The sequence below is a fragment of the Lysinibacillus sphaericus genome (assembly GCF_000600105.1).
In the GTDB taxonomy this organism is placed as follows: domain Bacteria; phylum Bacillota; class Bacilli; order Bacillales_A; family Planococcaceae; genus Lysinibacillus; species Lysinibacillus sphaericus.
In genome coordinates, this window is record NZ_CP006837.1 from 1,221,907 (window position 1) to 1,239,725 (window position 17,819).

The following is a 17,819-nucleotide window of genomic DNA, read 5'->3' on the forward strand; positions in this document are numbered from 1 at the left end:
TTACAAGTGATATTCTACATGATTCAGTTCAAATTCTTCTCTTGTCATCCCATAACAAATACCATCATAATAGGCCCCTTTTGTAAAAATGATATTCCTTAGTTGCCCCTCTTTCATGAATGCTAATTTTTCATGCAGTCGCATGGATGGATTATTGAAAGAATAAACAGTTGCATTTACTTTTTGATAAGCAAGCTCCAAAAAGAAGAAGCGAAAAACCATCAAAATCATCTCTTTGGCATAACCTTTACCTCTATATGATTCAAATACAGCCAAATAATACTCAAAGGTACCATTCTTTTGATCACAATCAAATGTTTCAATCATACCAACAATATTATTATCTCTATCCACTGCAATAAAACGGAATTCATCTTCTTCCAATTGTTCTTCTATCCATTCTCTCATTTTATCAACCGAACGTGGAAAATAAAGTGAGTCCATATTTCGTAGAATTTCATCATCTAATGATTCAAATATAACAATATCTTCAGGTTGAATCGCTCGCAATGTAAGGTTTTGTCCTGCCCAATAAGTAACTACCATATTAACTTTTCCTCCGTTATTTGTAGTTCAACAATTGAATGAACATGTTGCTTCGTTACATCTAAATATTAACATAAATAACCAAAACGAATAACAAGTGATACTCATTTAAATGGCCATTTAAAATAACGTGTCCATAACTCTATAGTATAGATACTGTAAAATTGGTGTAGTAGTATCGAGGTATTAAGTTTTCTTATGTGCTCACGTATCAATAAATCATACTTAACGTTTGTTGGTAATTATACACTTCAAATTTATCCAGTTCACTTTTATATTCAACCATATATTTTTGTAAATCTTTAAAACGATAATCTTGATGATTTATATCTGTTGAAAGTTTTTTATTTGTAATTGTTAATTGCTTTAAAGTTTTTTCAAGATATGTTATTTCGTTTGGATCTATCATAAGAATCCCTCCATCTCAAATTTTTCACCCAGTTTATCAAAAAGAATCTCGCTGGTGTTATAGTGGAGGGTTATCATTTTAATCCAACACTTAATTCGCTGTTTCAAGGATTAAAAATTGTATGGTTAGAATATTTTTTGCAAAAAAATATTTATTGCAATAGCAGAAAATGCCCCATGGACAGAACGGATATTTGAAGCCGAGCATAAATGGCTGCTCGAAAGCGATTGCAAAGTTTGGCCAAATACTTAATTAATAGCTATTCTCCATTATGTTTCCAAATCAGGGTAGTATAAATCTTTACGTAAACAGACATCTCGATGTGTCAATGTTTCACCTTTAAAGCGTAACCAAATCTCGTCATCTGCCATAACGCCATGTGTTTTACGGACAATGCCCCAGCGATTATAGGCTTGTAAACCTAGACTTTCAAGAAGTTCCTGTGCATTCATACGAGTAGGGGGGAAAGTCCGCCATTTCAACCAACGTTCTAATTCTTCGAGGGTAATATGCCCTTCCATGTTTGGTGAAAACTGCTTATTGAAATCTTCAATATAATTAACAACATAAGGTGTACCACCATTAGCTGGCTTTAAATCTACGGAAGCAATCACCTCGTCCATCCACATGACATCAAATTTCATAAAATCAATCATCATTATCACCTTCTATCCATAACTTTTGAAATATAGGGTCGTTCAGTTGTGATAGTAAAACGGTTTTTGCACGGCCAAAATCTAAAGGATTATCTTCCAGGCGTGCCATTAAAAGCTTTTTATTAATAAACGGTGGGCCGTCATAAAGTGAAAGTTGCTTTGCAAACGATGAATTAAGTGGCTTTGCTTTTACTTTTCGTTTTAAAATGGAAATCGGTTTACCTTGTGCATAATCTTTTTCATCAGATAATAGGCTTAACCCATTGTCAAAAATAGGGGCGAGTGACCATGATTTATGCTTAGGGTCATACAAAAAAAGGATGTTATTTGTATGACGGTCTTCATTTAAAATGAGTGCATCAAAAGCAAATAATTGTGCCAATTCTTTTCGTACGTTACGCCCTGTAAAGCTTTCAATTTGTGCAGATAGTTGCTGAAATTTCTCTGCTGTTGATAGTGTCTTGTCCGTAGTAATAGCATCAGTTGAGGTGAAATTTGCCTCAAATAACCGTTCGAGTGTAACTTCTTGTAAATCTCCACGAAAATCATATGAATAACATCCTTTAGTCATTTCACCATCAGGTAATTCAATTTCACAAGGAAAGTATTGAACGTAGCGGTTGATAGGCAAACAGGAGCAGCTAAGTACAAGAGTCGCCAATACTTCTGCATGACCCTCATAGCCACGAGCATTTTGTTTTACCCATTTGTCACCAATACGCCATTTTGATTGGTCGCCTTTACTAGATGTACTAATTATAGGCTGTGCCGATTTAGGAATACTGACTCTTTCGATTCGCATTGTACCACGTCCTTAATATGACTTTCCTCTATTATACATAAGTGATACTTTAAAACCCTATAGCTTTAGCAATTTTTCGGTAATAATGTATGGCATCTTCGATAAAAATGATTTACAGTATGGAGTGGTGGTAGTAGACTCGTATATTCGTTTTACCATAAGGTTTGATTTAGTTAAATCAACATAAACAAAGAACGAGCATCGGTTGGGTGCACGTTCTTTTTTAGTACCTTTTCAGTTGTGAAAAGAGCTTAATACGCACCTATCAGTTTGAAAGGGGTATTCGCAGTCGAATGAAGAACTTTAAAAGAGTTGTAAAAATCGTTTTATTAGTCATAGTATTTATAGGTTTACTTGTAGGATACGCTTTTAAAATTGAACCAAAGATGCTCGTCGTTCATTCGTATCATTTGAATGAAGACAAAGGCGCATCAGTGAAAATAGTTCAAATATCAGATATTCAAGTTAGTGAAACATATACCGTCAATCAATTAAATCGTTTAGTCGAAAAGATTAATCAAATTTCGCCTGATATAATTGTGTTTACGGGGGATTTATTCGAAAATTTTTCTACGTTTCCAAAAAAACAAGAAGTCACTGATAGTTTATCGCAACTTAACGCGACGGTTGGAAAATTTGCTGTATGGGGAAATCGCGATTATGGTGGCGGAGCTTTTAAAATATATGAAGATTTATTAACGAATGCTGGGTTTACATTATTGAATAATAGTGGCGTTACGGTTCCCGTTACGAATGATAAAAAACTATTTATCGGAGGAATGGATGATGGGTTACTTGGAAAGCCAGATATAGACCTATTGCTATCGCAAATGGATGATACGTATGATTATGAAATTGTACTGATGCATGAGCCAGATATGGCAGAGCTTTTACAAGATACTTCCGTTAATTTGCTGTTAGCTGGACATAGTCATGGAGGGCAAATAAGGATTCCCTTTATGAAAACTATAAAGACGTCGTTGGCTGAAAAATATGATGATGGATTTTATACGATTAATAAAGACAATGGCATGCAGCTTTATGTCAATACAGGTATTGGCACGTCTAGAATTGCTGCTCGTTTTATGGTTCCGCCTGAAATCGCTGTTTTTACTATTCATTTGTAAGTTTAAAGTTGTGATGAATAATCTCATAGTTATATACTTTAATAAACTGATGATATAGGAGTGGAAAAACTATTGGCACGATCTAAAGTATTGTATATTGTTTTTAGCCTAATGGCAGCAGCTTTTGTTCTGACGGGTTGTGGGACGTCAAAAGAGGAGAAGACAGCGGAAGAAAAAGTAGATTATGCATCGGCTGTGAAAGAAAATCCAATTGTGACGATTACAATGAACGATGATAAAAAAATTGTGGTTGAACTAGAACCTAAAGTAGCGCCGAATACAGTGGCGAATTTTATTTCCTTAGTAAACAAAGGATTTTATGATGGACTTATTTTTCATCGTGTAATTCCTGGCTTTATGATTCAAGGGGGCGATCCTTCAGGAAATGGATCAGGTGGTCCCGATTATTCGATTAAAGGTGAGTTTACTGAGAATGGCTTTGAAAATAATTTAAAACATGAACGTGGTGTCATTTCAATGGCACGAACAAACGACGACCTAAATTCTGCGGGCTCTCAATTTTTTATTATGACAGAAGAAGCGTCACATCTTGATAAACAATATGCTGCATTTGGCAAAGTGATAGAAGGAATGGAAACGGTAGATGAAATCGTTGCTGTGGAACGTGATGCCACAGATAAGCCATTAGAAGATCAAATCATGAAAAAAGTCGAAGTGGATACAAAGGGCTTTGACTATCCTGCACCAGTAGTGCAAAAATAGTAAATAATCACATTAAAATACACGTTGATTGGATGCGATGATGCGCAGCTGGTCAACGTGTTTTTATGTAGGAGATTACATTTGTTCCGTCTATACGGTGTTCATAGTCAAGCTTATGGCAGTTCGCTAGTTCAAAGTAGCAGTTATTGTAAAGAAGAAGGTATATACTCTTTTTGCATGGAAATAAGCCAAATAAAATCATCTTCAGCAATAATTTGAATGTCGTGTCCAAGTTGGATGAGTTGCTCTGCTTTTAAATGTTTCGTGCTTTTACCTCGTCGGTTATGACCGAGAATAACAAAAGCGGTGTCCTTAGTGACAGCCCCTTGCATTAAACCGCCACAAGCTCGTGCTTTTTTTGCAGCTTCTGCGCGTGTCATCGTGGAAAGAGCCCCTGTAAAGACGATTTGTTTATTATAAAATGGATGCGTTATACGTTCGGTTGGATTTGTAAGAAAGATAACGTCATGGTTGTCCTTATTGGTGTTCATATAGATTCTCCTAAGAGCTTGATAGTAAGAGGGGGCTTGTTTGTAGACTTGCATAAAGGCAATAACTACTTCTACTGTATTTGTAAAATAGTACTTTCACGTAAATAAGTAACGTTGTATTGAATGGCTAATTGTTGTAAAAAACAAAGAAGTGCTGGTATTTGATAAGTAAGAAGCAATTGCTCGTATGTTTGTTTTTCTTCTATTGAGGCTACTTTACGGAAATACCCCCACATATGCTGACAGGCATTGCGCATGCTGCCTTCAGTTGGCGTTTGTTGTAATGCAACTTCGATTAATTGTTTAATTTGCTCATGGCTCATCATGTCGCGCATTGCCAGACGGAGTTGATTGTAATGCTTTTGGCTATGGAACATGACGCGATATTTTTCTTCACGCCATAATTTTTCTGTTAGTTGACGTTGCATATAATCACCTTTCATATAAGTGTTTCAAACTTATTCTACTTGATTTAATGAAAACATCAAAATGTTTTAATGTTGGTATTTATTTTAGTAAAGCATTTATTAAAAATAGGAGAACTTGGGTAGGATGATACAAGAGCAGCGTAGTATTACTAACTATATTTTATCATTCAATTACCTATCGTAATGATTGAATTACATTTAGCAAATTGGTATATTAATGTATACATATACATTCGATGATGTGACTAAGTAAATAAGAATTGTGAAACAGAAAATATAGCCTAGGCTGAGAGCTATAGCACCCCTTCTTATTGAACCCTACCACGGAGATGTCAGTTAACAACTAACCGAGTCGTTTCGTTACAAACGTTTAGAGGGCGTAATATGCATATTATGCCGAACTAAGGTGGTACCACGTCAACTAGCGTAAAGACGTCCTTTATATAGGATGCTTTATGCTTTTTTTATGAACTTGATTTAGCATTAGCTAGGCGATGAAGACGAAATATATGGATGCATGCCAAATTAAGTTAAATGCCCCTGTGGGTATCGCAGATTTTAAAAGGGGCTATTTGAGCAGGCTCGAAAAAAATCAGATGCAATTTTGCCCAAGCAAAATAGATTTTTCAAAATAGGAGGAAAAGAAGATGTCTCAAAAAACAAATGATTTTTCAAAATGGTATGTGGAAACGATACAAAAGGCGGATTTAATGGATTATACGCCGGTTCGTGGTTGTATTGCCTTTAAACCTGATGGCTATGAACTGTGGGAGCATATTCAAGCGGAGATGGATAAGCGTTTTAAGGAAACAGGGCACCGCAATGCCTACTTCCCAATGCTCATTCCAGAATCTTTTTTCCAAAAGGAAAAGGATCATATTGAAGGATTTTCACCAGAGCTTCCTTGGGTAACCGAAGCGGCAGGTGAACAATTAGAAGAGCGTTTAGCGCTGCGCCCAACTTCGGAAACAATGATTGGGCATTTGTATTCTAATTGGATTAAAAGTTATCGAGACCTTCCTGTTTTAATCAATCAATGGGCCAATGTATTCCGTTGGGAAAAGAAAACGCTACCGTTTATCCGTACTTCAGAATTTTTATGGCAAGAAGGTCATACGGCGCACGTCGATGAAGAAGATGCACGGAAAGAAACAATGCAAATGTTAGCTATTTATAAAGAAGTTGTCGAAGGACTGTTAGCCATTCCTGTCTATGATGGGCAAAAAACGCCATCAGAACGTTTTGCTGGAGCAGTTGATACATTTTCGATTGAAGCGATGATGAAGGATGGCAAGGCCGTACAAGCAGGGACATCCCACTATTTAGGCACGAAATTTGCCGAAGCTTTTGATATCAAATATTTAAATAAAGAAAATAAACATGTCCATGTGCATACAACATCATGGGGCACGTCTACCCGTTTAATCGGTTCTGTTATTATGGTGCATGGTGATGAACAAGGTCTTGTTTTACCGCCAAGAATCGCTCCAACGCAAGTTGTGTTAATCCCAGTTGGTCCGTGGAAAAAGAACCCTAAGATTATCGAGAAATTAGATGAAATTTTTGCAGTGTTAAAAGCAAAGGGCATTCGTGTGCGTCTTGATGATTCAGACCAATCACCTGGTTATAAGTTTAATGAATGGGAGCTAAAAGGTGTACCTGTGCGTATTGAATTGGGGCCACGTGATTTAGAAAATCAGCAAAGCTTAATGAAAGCCCGTGATGAAGAAGAAAAAGTAACTGTTTCTTTAGACACAATTGTTGAAAGCATAGAAACAGAACTTGAAACGATGCAAACGCGACTATTTGAAAAAGCAAAAGCTTTCCGTGCAAACAACTCGCATACCCATATCGATTCAATGGAACAGTTAAAACAGCATTTAGCTCAATCTGAACAAAATGAAACAATCCCAGGTTGGATTTTAGCAGGTTGGTGTGGAGATGATGCGTGTGAAGAAAAGGTAAAAGAAGAAACAAAATTTACAACTCGTAATATACCATTTAACCCACCAGTTACAAAGCATACTTGCATTCATTGTAGGAAAGAAGCACAACATACAGTTTGGTTTGCACGCGCTTACTAAATCTAACTTTGTATGGTAGAAAGCATGGTAACATGCTCAGAGTATGGACAAAAGGGGCTGGGACATAACAAAAAAAATTTAAGAAACAGACGAAAGCTGTTCATAATTTTTTGCTATATGGAGACCTTAGCTATTCTTGCTTTTGCAATTAAAAAAATTAGAGGTGTTCACTAGTTGTTGGTAGCGAAGGCGGTGACTCCAGCGGGAACAGCACATAATGTTAGACGCAACAGACCGCGCGTTAGCGAGGGTTGCGGCTTACTGTGCTGAGCGGAAAGCACCGCCGTAGCGGACAACAACGGCATAGCAAAAAAGTGTTAGATTGATGGCAGTCAATCTAACACTTTTTCTCTTATGTCCCAGCCTCCTTCTAACTGAATTGTGCTTAGATTTAAAGTATTTTCCTTATGATTTCCTCCTCTTTGAAATGTATCTTCTACTAATATTTTAATGCTTGTATTTATAGTCTCCAGAATAGCTTCTTCCCAAAACTGAAAAAATCCGGCGATATTGCCTTTCTCGTCTTGATGTTTATAGCTGATTTTGAAGCTGTCCCTCATATAGAAACAATAATGCAGTCACCTATTGAAAACTTCTTTACACTGTGTAACATTCCTTTTAATTTATTTTTACCTGTCAATAGAGCGTATCCTTTGTGAAATACAGCATTTATAGTGAGTTACTTAAATTCTTTCTTGCTATATTTGTACTAATAAAATTTATGAAACTATAGTTGCGGAATTATGTAAATTAATGCATTATATTGTTAATAGGTATTAATATTTATGAATATATTTACAATTTTAGTATTTTAGGTATAATAGTTAATGATTGGAAAAAAAGGATAACTGTCATGAGTCGTAGATGACAAATTTAATTGATTAGCTCTTCAACAGATTGTAAATAGATGGGCTTTTCCATTCATGCAAAAGAGCGAAATCACCTTTATTATTTATGCCTCTGATGCCGTTTGAAAGTGGTGATACATAACAGTCAAAATTAAGTATGTTTAATGTAATGAATTCTTAGCAATATGTGCGCTGCCTTTTGTTCATTCTAGGAAGCACAACTTCTTTGTTATTTGAAGGTGGAAGTAATATTTACTTGAAATACCCGAAGTCAAACACCAAGAATATCTGCATTGTTAACTATTCATTTTGATTGTTAGAAGTAGCTCAAAGCCAAATCGCAATTAAAATAAATAATTGGTAAGGTGAATGATGGAAGAAATAAAACAATCATTAAGGCGAATTGTCAGTAATTATCAACTATCGGATGAGTTTAGCCGTTGTTTAACCTACTTGTTAGATCAACATGAAGGTGGTGATTTTAGTGATTTAAGTAAATTACATTTTCAATTGAATGGCGGTATATTAACAAAATCTATCCAAGAAGTTTTTAATCTTTTAGAACTTTGGATTCTTTTTACAGATATTGTTGATGATATCGAAGACGGTGATGAATCAAAATGGGGGATAGAGGGGAATGTATTGCTTAATGCTTCGACAGCTTTCGTTAGTATCGTTATGTTGGAGCTACAAAAGGTGGAAATACCTTATAAAAGTGAGGTTACCCGTTTATTTTGCCATTACTTACTTCAAGCAGTTGATGGTCAGCATCATGACCTAATAAACGAGATTACATCTGAAGAGATGTATGAAGCTGTTGTTAAAAAGAAATCCGGCTCGTTAATAGCACTTTCTTCATTGCTCGGAGAAGTATTAGCAACTGGAAAGTATACGGCAAAGCTTGAAATGAGTGCACACTATATTGCAATGGTTGCTCAGTTAAATAATGATTATGGCGACTTATTAAACTTACAAAGAGATTTACGAGACAAAAAAAGAACACTGCCAATATTGTATCTATTACAATATGAAGATTCAGCATTTGATGAATTACGCTTGTATTATAGTCAGCACGGCGATTCAACAATGAATATTTGCATTACGCCACAGCAAATCGAAGCTTCAGGATTATCTATATACATGCATCTATTACAGTCTAAATACCGTAATCTTGCACTTGAATTACTAAAAGAAATTTATCCAACTCATGATGTATCATTATTTAAAAAATATATTTAAGAGGTGAAGGATATGTTAGAAATCGTTCAATATATTCATAAAAATCGCAATATTTTAGATCTTTTAAAAGAAAAAAGAGTTTCACTTTTAAATGTAAATGAGTTAGAGCAAAGTTTAATTTTAGAATCCTTTGAACACGGTGAAAAGAAAACATTAAAGGATTCATATTTAATGTATTGGCGTACGTAAACAGATGGAACAAGGAAAAGCTAAAATCTTAATTTCGCTTTTTCTCATTTTTTTCATACAATTGTATTGTTTATCCGTTGTCGTTAGCGGGCCTATTATTGGGATTACACTGGCTCAATCACAAGATCAAAGTTGGTATATTCAACAGATTGAAGAGGAAAGTTGGGCAGCATCTCAAAATATAGTGCCCTATACGAAAGTTTTAGAATTAGATGGGATGAAGCTGACAGCCAATACTTCATCCCCTTTTCTAATTACACAAGCGCATAGCATAACAATTTGGCATGAAGGAAAAGTGGAAAAGTTAATCGTCTCAAATAAGAATATAAATGCACAATTAATAAAGCAATTAATAATGCCGTTATTATATACCTTAATCACAACTGCTTTATGTCTTTTTTTATTTAAACAAATACTTACTAAAAACAAACAGTATTTGATTTTTCATTTACAGTTTACAGCATTAGCGTATATAAGTGCAGGTGCAGCAGGACGAGGAGATTTCATTAGTAATGTTATTAATTCATTAGCGATTTTCCTTAGCATTGTGAATTGTATTTTCTACTGTAATTATTTTTTAAGAACAATGAGTGATGCTTTTCAAAAAAAGTTGCGTAATGCTTTTTTTGTTATTGGTATAATGATTGTAGTGATAAATATAGCGCGTATTTTTATTGAAGATCTTCTTAAAGTACAAATTATATTTGAACTATCAGTCTATTTAATTTTATCCTGCTTACTAGCGATTAATATTATTGTCGCAGCTAAAAGCAATACTAAATACTATGCCAAGCCATTATTCTGCATCTTTTTTTTAGGAATCGGACCGTTCGCATTATGTTATGGCATTCCAACAATTTTTAATGTGCATCCATTTCTACCTGCAGATGTGACGGCGTTATTTTTGTTAGTGGTCCCTATTTGTCTGATTTACTTAGAAATGGCGGGGAATTTTGTTAACTTACAATATGCGCTTGATCGCATGTTTTCACATTTACAATTGGCGATTCCTTTTAGTCTGGTACTTTCATTTATTTTACTATCTCTTGAGGAAGTACGCTCGTTTTACATATACAGTCTTTATTTTTTGATTACGTTTATTTCCTCCATCTTATTGTTGTCATACAAGGAAAGTATGGAAGTACGGAATGCTCGCTATTTAAGTACTTTAAAGAACTACAATTTTTCCAATTTTTATCGCTTCATTAAATCATCAGCACATTATGCTACTAACTTCGACAAACTTATGGAATATATTAAACAAGAGCTTAATCTAATGTTAATGCTGAATGATATTGAGATTATAGAAGACCAGTTAACACAATCTCTTGGTTATATAGAAGAACATAAATGTCGTGCTATTTGTCCTAATTTAATTTATAAACATGACACGAAATACATATTGGTACTCTATGAAACAGTAGACTCTAAGTTGTTGGCAATCACAGACACAAAATTTCGTAAAATACCGTCCGAATCTTTAAAAATGCTTGAACTCTTTTTGTATTATGTTCAAAGCATTATCGATAATTCACTTAAGTTGGATGAACTTATGGCACAACTGACGAAGTTAGACAAATTGCATGCACCACGATGGTATAATAGGCTATGGATTTTGTCTTCAGAGAAAGAACGTTTACGGTTATCTACAGAGATACATGATACGATTTTACAAGATTTGATTCATATGAGTCGTAATATGGAAGAAGCTGCAACAAAAGAAAAAGATGACAAAGAGGCTTTTATGCATTTGCGTGAAGAAGTACTGGATATTGTGGATAATACAAGAGAAATTTGTGAAAATTTATATCCGCCTTTAATCGATAGGCTTGGTCTCCACCGCTCGTTAGAGGAGTTAATACAGAAATGTAAAATTCGTTTTAACTTCTTGATTAAAGTGGATATTCAAAGGATTGAAGGTTTATCATTGCAGCAATCCACTACAATTTATCGTATTATTCAAGAGTTGCTCTCCAATGCAAATAAACATTCACAAGCACAGTCTGTCCATATTTCATTAACATCCAAAGCACAAAAAGTTTTTATTGACTATTGGGATGATGGAATTGGTATTGATGAAAATATTCAACAAGACTGTATGAAAAGTATAGGACTAATGGGGATGAAGGAGCGTATCAAGTATTATCAGGGGACATTTTTAATAAGTTCAAATCAGCCGCAAGGGACAAACATTAAACTATCTATGAAAATAGGTGAGGATTTTGAAAATAATGGTATTGGATGATCATATTGCTATTGGTGAAGGCACACGGGCCATATTGCAAGCTGAACTAGACTGTCAAGCAGTGGTGTTTACAGATCCCTGTATTGCATTACAGCACTTATCCGAATCATTTTATGATATTTACTTAATTGATTTTAATTTAGCAGGGATGGATGGACTGCAATTTATTCAAAAGTTACTCAAAATTCATCCTGAAGCAATCACGATTATTTATACAGGTTATAATATCGAGAAATATTTACCCGAATTATTAAACAAGGGGATATCAGGATTTATTAGTAAAACGGAAAGTAGAAAACAATTGATTGATACAATTCAATATGCACTTGAAGGGAAAGTTATTATTTCACTTTCGCTTCTTAAAAAGCTGTGTGTACATAATGTTGGAGCTAAAGAATCTATAAACTTGACAGAGAGAGAACGACAAATTTTAGATTTTGTCAGAGATGGCTATACGAATAAGGCTATTGCACTAGAAATTCATTTAAGCCAACGGACAATAGAGAAAGTATTAACCACAATTTTTTCTAAGCTTGGTGTTGAATCACGAGCAGAGGCAGCCGTTAAATGGAATGAATTAACTACTTTAGAAACTGATAAATATCATTTTAATTAGGTATAAAGATTCGACTGAAGTTCATAAATTATGCATTTTTTGCTAATAAAGCAACAATTTTTTGTAATATTAATACACATCTAATAACGACAAAACACTGGTAAAGTGTTTTGTCGTTTTTTTTACTTTGCTATCAACTAGTGTAAATATTTATTTTTTTATGTCAAGTGTGGTTTTCCGCATTATTTTAATCGGAAACCCGCCCTATAAAGTACGGTAAATGTATTGGTAGAATTTAAATAACGAGAGACAAGTGATGTTACTGGGGTAGTTTAGTATATCGACATTAATAAATTTTACTACAAACTATAATAAAAAAGTTCAAAGCTATTGGAGGTTAACATGAAAATAGGTGTAATTGGAGCCGGTGTAATGGGGAAAGGTGTAGCCCAAAGGTTTGCACAATATGGTCATAATGTTGTTTTATATGATATTTCTTCAAATGTTCTTGAAACTGCACGGGAAGAGATAAAAAAGAATTTAAAAATAGCAGGTATGTTTAATAAAACGATAGATGCTGAAAAAATTGTTGCCAATATCGACATTACATCAGGTTATGAAGATTTTGCAGATATGGATTTTATTATTGAAAATGTAGATGAAAATATTAAAACGAAAGAAATCGTTTATAGAAATTTAGAGAAGGTTTGTAAACAAAAATGTATTTACATGGTGAATACTTCATGCATTCCGATTACGCTTATTGGTTCATATACCGATAGAGCTGAAAAAGTGATAGGTGTTCATTTTATGAATCCAGTTCCTATGAAAAATTTTGCTGAAGTTATACAGGGATGGAAAACATCTGAAGAGACCGTTCAGCATGTTCGTGAGTTATTAAATAAAGCAGGAATGGAAATTGAAGTAATTAAGGACAGCGCGGGATTTGTATCTAATCGATTATCTCATTTATTTATGAATGAGGCTGCAGCCCTAGTGTATGAGGGAGTGGCAACTGCAGAGCAAATTGACAACATTTTTAAAAATGCTTTTGGTCATAAAATGGGTCCGCTGGAAACAGCTGATTTAATCGGTGTTGATACGGTATTAGATTCATTAAAAGTATTATATACCCATTATGAAGATCCAAAATTTAGAGCCTGTCCCCTTTTAAAACAAATGGTATATGCAGGTTCAACTGGAAGAAAAAGCGGAAAAGGTTTTTATTCTTACTAAAAGAAAGGTGATAATAATGAATACAAAAGAGAAAATTAAAGGGTTTTTATCAAAGTTTATAAAAATTACGGAGATCAATGACACAGACAATATTTTTGAAAAAGGATTAGTTAATTCTTTATTTGCAATGAACCTAGTTAATTTTATTGAAACTGAATTTGATATTTCCATCGATAATATGGAATTAGATTTGGACAATTTTAAAGATATCAATTCAATTGTTGCCTTAGTTGAAAAGAAGTTAGCAATGGAGGAAACAGTATGAGTGGGGAGAAAATAAAATGTGTTGTCTGGGATCTAGATCATACATTATGGGATGGAATTTTAATAGAGAATGACAATTTAACTTTAAAAGAAAATGTAGTTGAAGTAATAAAGGAACTAGATAGAAGAGGAATTTTGCAATCAATAAGCAGTAAAAACAACTATGATATGGCCAAAGAAAAACTTGAAGAATTTGGTTTGTGGGACTATTTTATTTATCCTCAAATTAGCTGGAACAGTAAGTCAGAAGCTGTTGCTCAAATTGCAAAAGACATCAATATTGGTATAGATACTTTGAGTTTTGTAGATGACCAAGAATTTGAACGAGAAGAAGTGTTATTCAGTTATCCAGAAATTTTATGTATCGACGCAAATGATATTGACAAAATCCTAGATATGGAAAGAATGATGCCAAAATTTATAACAAATGATTCGAAAAATAGAAGGAAAATGTACCACAGTGATATTCAAAGAAATAAAGAAGAGCTAGCGTATAGTGGTACTAAAGAAGAATTTTTATCCACGCTTAATATGACTTTCAAAATTGACAAAGCTAAGGAAGACGATCTTCAGAGAGCTGAAGAGCTTACAGTCAGAACACACCAGTTAAATTCCACAGGTTACATTTATTCTTATGATGAATTAAAGAACTTTCTTGAAGCAGATGATTATGAAGTGTATGTTGCACAGCTTGATGATAAATATGGTACTTACGGAAAAATAGGCTTGGCGCTTGTAGAAAAGAAGGCTGACGTTTGGGATTTGAAGCTACTTCTTATGTCATGCAGAGTAATGTCCAAAGGTATTGGTAATATTTTCATGAATTTTCTTATTAATGAATCGATAAAAAATAATAAAACTTTACGAGCACAATTTATTCCAACAGATAAAAATAGAATTATGTACATTACATACAAATTTAACGGCTTTAAAGAGTTAGGTAAAGACGGTGATGTCGTAATATTTGAAGCAGATATGTCGTACGAGCGAATTATACCAGACTATGTAACGTTTGTTTATGAAGGGGAGAACGTTGATGGATTTTTCAGTAAAGAAAGAGCAGAAACAATACAGTCAGGAAATCATTGATTTCGCGAGAGAAAATCTTAATGAACGTGAATTTTACGAAGAATTCTCCATGGATATGTGGAAAAAGGTTAGTGAATTTGGATTATTAGGGATAACTGTAGATGAAAAATACGGAGGTCTTGGGGAAAGCTACGAGACTGCGGCAATGGTCTTTGAAAGTCTTGGATATGCATGTAAAAATAATGGATTTATTTTTGTGATTAATAATCATATATGGGTATGTCAAAATTTAATCAATTTATATGGTTCAGATGAATTGAAAGAAAAGTATTTACCACAGATGGTTGAAGGGAAACAAATTGGGGCAATTGCTATTACAGAGCCTGAAGCAGGATCTGATGCATTTGCGATGGTTGCAAATGTAAAGGAAGAAGATGATTGTTATGTACTTAATGGTACAAAGATGTTTATTTCCAATGGTCCTATCGCTGATATTTTTATTGTTTTCGCTGTTACGGAGGAAGTTCCAGATAAGAAAATCACTGCTTTTGTTGTTGAGCGCAATTTTGAAGGCGTTACGACAGGGAATGATATCGAAAAGATGGGCTTGAATGCATGTCCGACGAGTGAACTTATTTTAGATAATGTAAAAGTGCCAAAGAATAATATATTAGGGAAATTTAACTATGGTAATAATATTCTCACAGGCGCGCTAGAATGGGAAAGATGTTTTGAATTTGCGCCACATATTGGTGTGATGCAACGAGTTATGGAACAATGCATCAAACAGGCAAATGGAAGAAAACAGTTTGGAAAGCCAATAGGTTCAAATCAGGCAGTATCTCATAAAATTGCCGAAATGGAAGTAAATATAGAAATGGCGAAATTAATGTTATATAAAATCGCATGGTTAAAAGATCAAAAAAAATCTGCTTACCTTGAAACTTCTATTTTTAAACTTTTTGTAAGTGAAAATTACATAAAAACGTGTAGAGATGCAATGCAAATTTTTGGTGCATATGGATATACAAAAGAGTATGAAATGGAACGAGAGCTAAGGGATGCCCTGGCAAGCAGTATTTATTCAGGCACAAATGAAATGCAAAAAAATACAATTTATAATATGGCCAATGCAAGATATATGTGATAAGGAGTGCTCATGAAAGTTGTAGTATGTTTAAAACCAATCAAAGCTGAAGAGATGTTTCCAAATGAATTACGAACAGAGGACTTTATTATAAATCCATATGACTTATATGCATTACAACAATTTATAGAATTAAAAAAATCGATTGATTGCACAATTATCTGTCTTTGTATGGGTAATCACAGTACAAAAGGATTGCTTCAAAAGGCTATTGCTTTAGGAGCAGATAAAGCCATTCTATTAAATGATGAGCTATTCGAAGGTTCGGATACAGTCGCTACTTCATACATTTTAGTACAGGCAATCAAAAAAATAGAAGATGTGGATTTTGTAGCATGTGGAAGACGGAGTAGTGATGGAGAAGTTGGACAAGCAGTATATGGCATAGGAGAACGTCTTAACTATTATTGTTTAACTGATATAGCTGAGATTTTAGGGAATGAGGCTTCAGCAATTCAGCTAAAACAAGTAAAAGACACTGAAACAATTATTGGGAGATTGAAACCACCCGCTGTTATTTCTTTTTACGATTATGTAGTTACGCAGCCTTTAATCAATTTACTAGCATTAAAAAAAGCAAGAAAAAAAGAGATCCTTGTATGGAATGCTACTGATTTAGCTGTTGATGTAGTTAAGTGTGGTTTTGCTAGTGTAAAGGTGAAAGAATGGCATGTTCAAAAAGAAGCAAAACAGAAAAAGCTATATATAGAAGAAACGGCACAAGAAAAAGCGGCTTTAATCTATAACTTAGTAACAGATAAGGCACACAATAGTAAACGATAACCTGCATGAAGGATGAACGTTGAATGGAAAAAGAAATTGTTATCATATGTGATTTTCAAGAATACGACGATGAAAATATATTACAAGTCATCACAAAAGCTAGCAGTCTCAGTAATCAATGCAACTGTAAGGTAACAGTATTATGTGTTGGACATAAGGATAGTGAGCAACTTGATAAGTTCTTTCAATATGGAGCAGACAATATAGTGATCTGTAAACAAAACGAACCATTTGATATGACATATTTTACAAATATAATCTCAAATATGATAAAGACACGCATCCCAAAAGTCATATTGGTTCCGGAATCTAGCAATGGAAAAATAACGGCATCGATATTATCTGCCAGATTTGAGGTCGGGCTTATAGCAGGTTGTACTGATATTCAATTTGATGAAAATAACGAACTGTCTTTTTTGAGAACTGCCTTTAATAGTGTGACAATTGCCAAAAACAATTGTTCTAATGGCGAATTTATCATCGCAACTGTGAAAAAAGACATCTTTGCAAAACAAATGAAGGCTGGGCAATGTAGTGGAATGATAGAGGAAGTTACATACGATGATGATATGGAGAAGTTGTCCAATTCATGGGGTGTTCTAGAGCGAATAGAAAAGTTCGAAAAGAAAGAGATGAACAATTTAAATAAAGTTTTTTGTATTGGTAGAGGAGTTAAAAATCAAGATAATTTTGAAAAAATTTGCCAAATCGCAAATAAACTACATGTTGGAATAGTTGGAACCCGAGCAGTCGTTGAAGCGGGATATATTGAAAAAGAGAGAATGATTGGTCAGTCTGGGAAAATGCTGGCTTCACCTATTTATGTAGGATTCGGTGTATCGGGCGCTAGCCAACATATGATTGGCGTTAAAAATGCTGAAATAATCGTTGCCATCAATAAAGATAAAAATGCACCCATATTCGAATATGCGGATTACGCTATCGTAGATGATGTGGAGGCAGTACTGGCTGAATTAGAAAAAATGGCTGAAGGATAGGTACAAGAGATGTACTTAG

Annotated in this window: 19 protein-coding genes and 1 other annotated feature; of the genes, 13 read left to right on the top strand and 6 right to left on the bottom strand. The window is 34.2% G+C overall.

What is annotated here, in order from left to right:
* The 4 genes from T479_RS05605 to T479_RS05620 form a co-directional block, all read right to left on the bottom strand.
* The gene (locus tag T479_RS05605; RefSeq protein ID WP_025218855.1) at positions 1 to 546 is read right to left on the bottom strand and encodes a GNAT family N-acetyltransferase; all 546 of its coding nucleotides are present in this window, start codon (positions 544 to 546) and stop codon (positions 1 to 3) included.
* Positions 547 to 757: 211 nt separating this feature from the next.
* Positions 758 to 955: a hypothetical protein gene (locus T479_RS05610; RefSeq protein WP_025218856.1), complete on the bottom strand. Its 198-nt coding sequence runs from the start codon at positions 953 to 955 to the stop codon at positions 758 to 760.
* Positions 956 to 1,224: 269 nt separating this feature from the next.
* Positions 1,225 to 1,614, bottom strand: a complete 390-nt coding sequence (locus T479_RS05615) for a hypothetical protein (protein ID WP_227665417.1) — start codon at positions 1,612 to 1,614, stop codon at positions 1,225 to 1,227.
* A complete protein-coding gene (locus tag T479_RS05620; protein ID WP_105928921.1) occupies positions 1,604 to 2,413 on the bottom strand; it encodes a hypothetical protein in 810 nt (269 codons plus the stop codon). Before T479_RS05620 ends, T479_RS05615 begins: the two co-directional genes overlap by 11 nt.
* A 293-nt stretch (positions 2,414 to 2,706) precedes the next feature.
* Between T479_RS05620 and T479_RS05625 the strand changes: the two genes are divergently transcribed.
* Together T479_RS05625 and T479_RS05630 are read left to right on the top strand one after the other, a co-directional pair.
* Positions 2,707 to 3,540 carry a metallophosphoesterase gene (locus T479_RS05625; protein ID WP_025218857.1) on the top strand — a complete coding sequence of 278 codons (834 nt, stop codon included), beginning with the start codon at positions 2,707 to 2,709 and terminating at the stop codon, positions 3,538 to 3,540.
* Positions 3,541 to 3,651: 111 nt separating this feature from the next.
* Positions 3,652 to 4,263, top strand: a complete 612-nt coding sequence (locus tag T479_RS05630; RefSeq protein ID WP_038510140.1) for a peptidylprolyl isomerase — start codon at positions 3,652 to 3,654, stop codon at positions 4,261 to 4,263.
* A 143-nt stretch (positions 4,264 to 4,406) separates the two neighbouring features.
* On the opposite strand, the gene T479_RS05635 is transcribed toward T479_RS05630, so the two are convergent.
* Together T479_RS05635 and T479_RS05640 are read right to left on the bottom strand one after the other, a co-directional pair.
* Positions 4,407 to 4,754 carry a BRCT domain-containing protein gene (locus T479_RS05635; protein ID WP_025218859.1) on the bottom strand — a complete coding sequence of 116 codons (348 nt, stop codon included), beginning with the start codon at positions 4,752 to 4,754 and terminating at the stop codon, positions 4,407 to 4,409.
* A gap of 71 nt (positions 4,755 to 4,825) precedes the next feature.
* A complete protein-coding gene (locus T479_RS05640; RefSeq protein WP_025218860.1) occupies positions 4,826 to 5,182 on the bottom strand; it encodes a YbgA family protein in 357 nt (118 codons plus the stop codon).
* Positions 5,183 to 5,409: 227 nt separating this feature from the next.
* Positions 5,410 to 5,625 (top strand) — a binding site (T-box leader).
* A gap of 204 nt (positions 5,626 to 5,829) precedes the next feature.
* On the opposite strand from T479_RS05640, the gene proS reads away from it, so the two are divergent.
* From proS to T479_RS22720, 11 genes are all read left to right on the top strand, one after another.
* Complete coding sequence (gene proS / locus T479_RS05645; RefSeq protein ID WP_025218861.1) at positions 5,830 to 7,266, top strand: proline--tRNA ligase; 1,437 nt, start codon at positions 5,830 to 5,832, stop codon at positions 7,264 to 7,266.
* Positions 7,267 to 8,483: 1,217 nt separating this feature from the next.
* Complete coding sequence (locus tag T479_RS05655; RefSeq protein ID WP_081769859.1) at positions 8,484 to 9,353, top strand: class 1 isoprenoid biosynthesis enzyme; 870 nt, start codon at positions 8,484 to 8,486, stop codon at positions 9,351 to 9,353.
* Positions 9,354 to 9,365: 12 nt separating this feature from the next.
* Positions 9,366 to 9,542, top strand: coding sequence for a competence pheromone ComX (locus T479_RS23485; RefSeq protein ID WP_137036993.1), 177 nt, complete (start codon positions 9,366 to 9,368; stop codon positions 9,540 to 9,542).
* Positions 9,543 to 9,546: 4 nt separating this feature from the next.
* On the top strand, positions 9,547 to 11,787 hold the full coding sequence (locus tag T479_RS05660) for a sensor histidine kinase (RefSeq protein WP_025218864.1): 2,241 nt from the start codon (positions 9,547 to 9,549) through the stop codon (positions 11,785 to 11,787).
* The gene (locus tag T479_RS05665; protein WP_051147706.1) at positions 11,774 to 12,403 is read left to right on the top strand and encodes a response regulator; all 630 of its coding nucleotides are present in this window, start codon (positions 11,774 to 11,776) and stop codon (positions 12,401 to 12,403) included. Before T479_RS05660 ends, T479_RS05665 begins: the two co-directional genes overlap by 14 nt.
* Positions 12,404 to 12,745: 342 nt before the next feature.
* On the top strand, positions 12,746 to 13,579 hold the full coding sequence (locus T479_RS05670) for a 3-hydroxyacyl-CoA dehydrogenase family protein (RefSeq protein WP_024361554.1): 834 nt from the start codon (positions 12,746 to 12,748) through the stop codon (positions 13,577 to 13,579).
* Positions 13,580 to 13,595: 16 nt separating this feature from the next.
* The gene (locus tag T479_RS05675; RefSeq protein ID WP_025218865.1) at positions 13,596 to 13,844 is read left to right on the top strand and encodes an acyl carrier protein; all 249 of its coding nucleotides are present in this window, start codon (positions 13,596 to 13,598) and stop codon (positions 13,842 to 13,844) included.
* Entirely contained in the window at positions 13,841 to 14,932 is a 1,092-nt protein-coding gene (locus tag T479_RS05680) for an HAD-IIIC family phosphatase (RefSeq protein ID WP_024361552.1), read from the top strand. The genes T479_RS05675 and T479_RS05680 overlap by 4 nt, the downstream gene beginning before the upstream one ends.
* Positions 14,880 to 16,019, top strand: a complete 1,140-nt coding sequence (locus T479_RS05685; protein ID WP_025218866.1) for an acyl-CoA dehydrogenase family protein — start codon at positions 14,880 to 14,882, stop codon at positions 16,017 to 16,019. The genes T479_RS05680 and T479_RS05685 overlap by 53 nt, the downstream gene beginning before the upstream one ends.
* Positions 16,020 to 16,031: 12 nt before the next feature.
* The gene (locus tag T479_RS05690; protein ID WP_025218867.1) at positions 16,032 to 16,802 is read left to right on the top strand and encodes an electron transfer flavoprotein subunit beta/FixA family protein; all 771 of its coding nucleotides are present in this window, start codon (positions 16,032 to 16,034) and stop codon (positions 16,800 to 16,802) included.
* Between the two features lie 23 nt (positions 16,803 to 16,825).
* A complete protein-coding gene (locus T479_RS22720; protein WP_025218868.1) occupies positions 16,826 to 17,800 on the top strand; it encodes an electron transfer flavoprotein subunit alpha/FixB family protein in 975 nt (324 codons plus the stop codon).
* Positions 17,801 to 17,819 lie beyond the last annotated feature (19 nt).

Coding starts and splice junctions, on each gene's coding strand:
- T479_RS05680 (WP_024361552.1), top strand. CDS start 13,841: ATGAGTGGGGAGAAAATAAAATGTGTTGTCTGGGATCTAGATCATACA.
- T479_RS05690 (WP_025218867.1), top strand. CDS start 16,032: ATGAAAGTTGTAGTATGTTTAAAACCAATCAAAGCTGAAGAGATGTTT.
- T479_RS05655 (WP_081769859.1), top strand. CDS start 8,484: ATGATGGAAGAAATAAAACAATCATTAAGGCGAATTGTCAGTAATTAT.
- T479_RS05660 (WP_025218864.1), top strand. CDS start 9,547: ATGGAACAAGGAAAAGCTAAAATCTTAATTTCGCTTTTTCTCATTTTT.
- T479_RS05610 (WP_025218856.1), bottom strand. CDS start 955: ATGATAGATCCAAACGAAATAACATATCTTGAAAAAACTTTAAAGCAA.
- T479_RS05625 (WP_025218857.1), top strand. CDS start 2,707: ATGAAGAACTTTAAAAGAGTTGTAAAAATCGTTTTATTAGTCATAGTA.
- T479_RS23485 (WP_137036993.1), top strand. CDS start 9,366: ATGTTAGAAATCGTTCAATATATTCATAAAAATCGCAATATTTTAGAT.
- T479_RS05675 (WP_025218865.1), top strand. CDS start 13,596: ATGAATACAAAAGAGAAAATTAAAGGGTTTTTATCAAAGTTTATAAAA.
- T479_RS05605 (WP_025218855.1), bottom strand. CDS start 546: ATGGTAGTTACTTATTGGGCAGGACAAAACCTTACATTGCGAGCGATT.
- T479_RS05685 (WP_025218866.1), top strand. CDS start 14,880: ATGGATTTTTCAGTAAAGAAAGAGCAGAAACAATACAGTCAGGAAATC.
- T479_RS22720 (WP_025218868.1), top strand. CDS start 16,826: ATGGAAAAAGAAATTGTTATCATATGTGATTTTCAAGAATACGACGAT.
- T479_RS05670 (WP_024361554.1), top strand. CDS start 12,746: ATGAAAATAGGTGTAATTGGAGCCGGTGTAATGGGGAAAGGTGTAGCC.
- T479_RS05620 (WP_105928921.1), bottom strand. CDS start 2,413: ATGCGAATCGAAAGAGTCAGTATTCCTAAATCGGCACAGCCTATAATT.
- T479_RS05615 (WP_227665417.1), bottom strand. CDS start 1,614: ATGATGATTGATTTTATGAAATTTGATGTCATGTGGATGGACGAGGTG.
- proS (WP_025218861.1), top strand. CDS start 5,830: ATGTCTCAAAAAACAAATGATTTTTCAAAATGGTATGTGGAAACGATA.
- T479_RS05640 (WP_025218860.1), bottom strand. CDS start 5,182: ATGCAACGTCAACTAACAGAAAAATTATGGCGTGAAGAAAAATATCGC.
- T479_RS05630 (WP_038510140.1), top strand. CDS start 3,652: ATGGCAGCAGCTTTTGTTCTGACGGGTTGTGGGACGTCAAAAGAGGAG.
- T479_RS05635 (WP_025218859.1), bottom strand. CDS start 4,754: ATGAACACCAATAAGGACAACCATGACGTTATCTTTCTTACAAATCCA.
- T479_RS05665 (WP_051147706.1), top strand. CDS start 11,774: ATGGTATTGGATGATCATATTGCTATTGGTGAAGGCACACGGGCCATA.